Below are 4,038 nucleotides of genomic sequence, written 5' to 3'. Positions count from 1 at the left end.
GGCGAGGGCGGCGGCGGACGAGACGGCCGCCGCACGCCTGGCCGGGCGTGCGCCGGACGCCGGAGCGGCGATCGCCGCCGCCCGGCGGGTGCTCGATGCGGGTGGGATGGAGGGCGAGGTCCGGCTGGTGGGCACCCGCGTCCAGGTGAGCACGAGCACCGGCGCCGACACCGTCTTCCTCAGCCTGATCGGGATCACGCGGCTCGCCGCGAAGGGATCGGCCCAGGCCGATCTCGTCTCCAACCGCTGAGGGGAATGCGCGGAAGGCCGCGACGTTGTACCTGCCGTGAAGAAGATCGGATTCCTGTCCTTCGGCCACTGGTCGGCCGCGCCGGGCTCGCGGGCGCGCACCGCCGCGGACGTCCTGCTGCAGTCGATCGACCTGGCCGCCGCCGTCGAGGACCTCGGCGCGGACGGCGCGTACTTCCGCGTCCATCACTTCGCCAGGCAGCTCGGCTCGCCGTTCCCGCTGCTGGCGGCGGTGGGCGCCCGCACGAAGCGGATCGAGATCGGCACCGGGGTGATCGACATGCGTTACGAGAACCCGCTCTACATGGCCGAGGACGCAGGGGCCGCGGACCTGATCTCCGGAGGGAGGCTGCAACTCGGGATCAGCCGGGGATCGCCGGAGCAGGTGATCGAGGGCTACCGCTACTTCGGCTACGCGCCGGCGGAGGGGAAGTCCGATGCCGACATGGGGCGCCAGCACGCCGAGGTGTTCCTGCAGGTGATCGAGGGCAAGGGGTTCGCGGAGCCCAACCCGCGTCCGATGTTCCCCAATCCGCCGGGGCTGCTCCGCATCGAGCCGTACTCCGAGGGCTTGCGGCAGCGGATCTGGTGGGGCGCCGGGTCGGACGCGACCGCGCGCTGGGCGGCCGAGTGGGGCATGCACCTGATGAGTTCCACGCTGAAGAACGACGAGTCGGGTGAGCCGTTCCACGTCCAGCAGGCCAAGCAGATCCAGGTGTTCAGGGACGCGTGGGCCGCGGCGGGGCAAGCCGGAGAACCGCGGGTCTCGGTCAGCCGCAGCATCTTCCCGCTGGTGAACGACCGCGACCGGCAGTGGTTCGGTGGTGACGAGGAGTCCCGCGACTCGATCGGTTGGATCGACTCCGGCACCCGGGCGGTGTTCGGGCGCAGCTACGCCGCCGAGCCGGACAGGCTGGTCGAGCAACTCGCTGAGGACGAAGCGATCGCGGCCGCCGACACGCTGCTGCTCACCGTCCCGAACCAGTTGGGCGTCGACGACAACGCCCACATCGTCGAGTCGGTGCTCACCCACGTCGCCCCGGCGCTCGGCTGGCGCTGAACGGCGGCGTCGCGCCGGACGGATCGCACCACCCGTCCGGACAGCCTTCCCGGACGTCCGGGGACGGTTCCTTACTCGGTCCATCTCGCCGGTCGTGGCGAGTCGGCGGTCGGCCTGGACCGAGAAGAGAACCGTCCCCGATTCGGTCCGGCGGTCGGCCTGGACCGAGAAGAGAACCGTCCCCGATTCGGTCCGGCGGTCGGTCTGGGCCGAGAAGAGAACCGTCCCCGATTCGGTCCGGCGGTCGGTCTGGGCCGAGAAGAGAACCGTCCCCGGTTCGGTCCGTCCCCGGTTCGGTCCACTCGGTCCCACCCCGCCGGTCGGGACGTCCGGGGACGGTTCCCTACTCGGTCCAACCTCGGGACCGATGGTTCCCTAGGCGCTGGCGGCCATCCGGCGGACGCCCTCGACCACCAGTTCGGGGGAGCAGGCCAGGTTCACCCTGACCCACTGCTTGTGGGAGCGGGCGAAGTTCACGCCGGGGGAGAACGCGACCCGACCCACCGTCGCGAAATGGCGGGACGGGTCGGGCAGGCCCAGCGCGGAGCAGTCCACCCAGGCGAGGTAGGTGCCGGCCGAGGGGGTGTAGGCGACCTCGGGCAGCCGCGCGGACAGTTCCGAGGCCAGCAACTGCTTGTTGGCCGCGATCTCGACGACGATCTCGTCGATCCAGCCCTGCGCCCGGGTGAGGGCCGCGGTGTGAGCGAGGTTGGCGAGGTGGCCGGTCGACTGCTGGGCCAGCGGGGGGAGCGCGGCCAGAACCTTCGTGGCTGCCGCTCCGGCCACGATCAGGCCGGCCTTGAAGCCGGCGAGGTTCCACGCCTTGCCCGCGCTGGTGACGCTGATCGCGGCCTCTCCACCCGGCACCGTGAGCAGGGGCACGAACGGGGTGCCCGGATCGACCAGGCACGCGTGGATCTCGTCGGTGATCACCTGCACCCCGTGCTGCGCGGCGAGGGCCATCACCGCGGCGAGTTCGTCCGCGGTGTGCACGGCGCCGGTCGGGTTGTGCGGCGAGCAGAGCAGGTAGGCCCTCGGGTGGTCGGGGCCGGCGAACGCCGCTTCGAGGGCGCCGAGGTCGAGGCGCCCCGCCGCGGTGAGCGGAGCCTCGCAGATGTGGCGGCGGTAGCCGGACACCACCTGCTGGAACGGCGGGTACACCGGCGGGTTGATCACAATCGCGTCGCCGGGGGAGGTGGTGGCGTCCAGCGCGGCGAGCACGGAGTTCATCACGTCGCCGGCCCGGCGCACCTGTCCCGGCACGTCCAGGTCCCAGTTCCAGCGCGCCCCCGCCATCGCGGCGAACGCCTCGGCGTAGGCCGTCCCGTACGGGTAGCCGGTGTCGCTGCGCTCGATCGCGCCGAGCAACACCTCCCGGACCGCGGGATGCAGCTCCGTGTCCATCTCAGCCACCCACATCGGCAGGACGTCGGGGTCGTAGGTGTGCCACTTCAGGCTGGTGCGGGAACGGAGCTCCGCCTCCGGGACGGAAAGGATCGGCATGACCGCACCCTACCGGGCGCAGGGTGCGGGACCCCGCGCCGTCCCGTCCGCCCGCGGTTCGACCCGTCCCCCGGCTGGGACGGCGCGGGGAGCCTAGGCTGGCGACATGGCCCGCTACTTCGACGTGCATCCCGACAACCCGCAGCCCCGCGCCCTCGGCCAGGTGGCGGAGATCATCCGGGACGGGGGGCTGGTGGCCTACCCGACCGACTCCGGCTACGCCCTGGGTTGCCGGCTCGGCAACAGGGAGGGGCTGGAACGTATCCGGACACTGCGCCACCTCTCCGACAAGCACCACTTCACGCTCTGCTGCAGCGAGTTCGCCCAGCTGGGCCAGTACGTACAGATGGACAACGACGTGTTCCGGGCGGTCAAGGCGGCCACGCCCGGCGCCTACACCTTCATCCTGAAGGCGACCAGGGAGGCGCCGAAGGTGATGCTGCAGCCGAAGAAGCGGACGGTCGGCGTCCGCGTGCCCGCGCACACCACCGCGCTGGCTCTGCTGAACACACTGGGGGAGCCGCTGATGTCCTCGACGCTGATCCTGCCCGAGCACGAGGAGCCGATGACCGACGGCTGGACGGTCAACGACGAGGTGGGCAACCAACTGGACGCCGTCCTCGACTCCGGCGACTGCGGCCTCGAGCCCACCACGATCGTCGACCTGTCTGAGGGCGAAGTGGAGATCACCCGCTACGGGGCCGGCGACCCGGCTCCGTTCGAGGCGTAGCCGGACGCGGAAGCAGCGTCCGCGTCGCGGACCAGCCCTGCCCGGTGCGGGGGGCCGGGGTTGCCGTCGGTGTTCCCGATGACCGCCGCGACCACCGCCTGGCACAAGCGCGCACCGGCGGTGAGCGGCGGGTCGCCGGAGGCGATCATCTCGGGCCGATCACGGACACGCGTCCGGGTGCCTGCAGACCCCGCCACGGACATCCCGGGCCGCCCCGAGCGCCATCCGGTCCGGCCCGACCGCCGGCGCGGTCAAGGAGCCGCCGACGCGTCGTCGAGCAGCCGACGCTGCTCGGCGAGCAGGTTCGCCGTGGCCCGGGCCGACCAGAGCCGGCGGCCGGTGGCGGTGTGGAACAGCGGACCGGCGAGGAGTTCGGCCAGCCGGGCCAGCCGGGCGTCGCGCCACCGGGCGCCCGGGACGAGCGGAGACTCGGCTCTGAGCGCGGCCACGGACGCCGCGTAAGCGGCCGGATCCGCGCCGAGCACGGCCAGGTCGG

General features: G+C 72.3%; 4 protein-coding genes and 1 pseudogene. 3 read left to right on the top strand and 2 right to left on the bottom strand.

The window, feature by feature from the left end; all coding sequences use genetic code 11:
- Both QM633_RS14490 and QM633_RS14485 read left to right on the top strand, forming a co-directional pair.
- On the top strand, positions 1-250 hold a 250-nt coding region (locus QM633_RS14490), incomplete at its 5' end, for a hypothetical protein (RefSeq protein WP_415154473.1).
- Positions 251-286: 36 nt separating this feature from the next.
- Complete coding sequence (locus tag QM633_RS14485; RefSeq protein WP_415154472.1) at positions 287-1,309, top strand: LLM class flavin-dependent oxidoreductase; 1,023 nt, start codon at positions 287-289, stop codon at positions 1,307-1,309.
- Between the two features lie 375 nt (positions 1,310-1,684).
- Here QM633_RS14485 and QM633_RS14480 read toward each other — a convergent pair whose 3' ends face one another.
- Positions 1,685-2,812: a MalY/PatB family protein gene (locus QM633_RS14480; protein ID WP_415154471.1), complete on the bottom strand. Its 1,128-nt coding sequence runs from the start codon at positions 2,810-2,812 to the stop codon at positions 1,685-1,687.
- 106 nt (positions 2,813-2,918) lie between these two features.
- On the opposite strand from QM633_RS14480, the gene QM633_RS14475 reads away from it, so the two are divergent.
- Complete coding sequence (locus tag QM633_RS14475; protein WP_415154470.1) at positions 2,919-3,542, top strand: L-threonylcarbamoyladenylate synthase; 624 nt, start codon at positions 2,919-2,921, stop codon at positions 3,540-3,542.
- 251 nt (positions 3,543-3,793) lie between these two features.
- On the opposite strand, the pseudogene QM633_RS14470 reads toward QM633_RS14475, so the two are convergent.
- Positions 3,794-4,038, bottom strand: a pseudogene (locus QM633_RS14470) (hypothetical protein); the annotation flags it as partial.

It is taken from the genome of Propionicimonas sp., assembly GCF_047606205.1.
Lineage (GTDB): Bacteria > Actinomycetota > Actinomycetes > Propionibacteriales > Propionibacteriaceae > Propionicimonas.
This window is presented reverse-complemented; position numbering and strand designations above follow the sequence as displayed.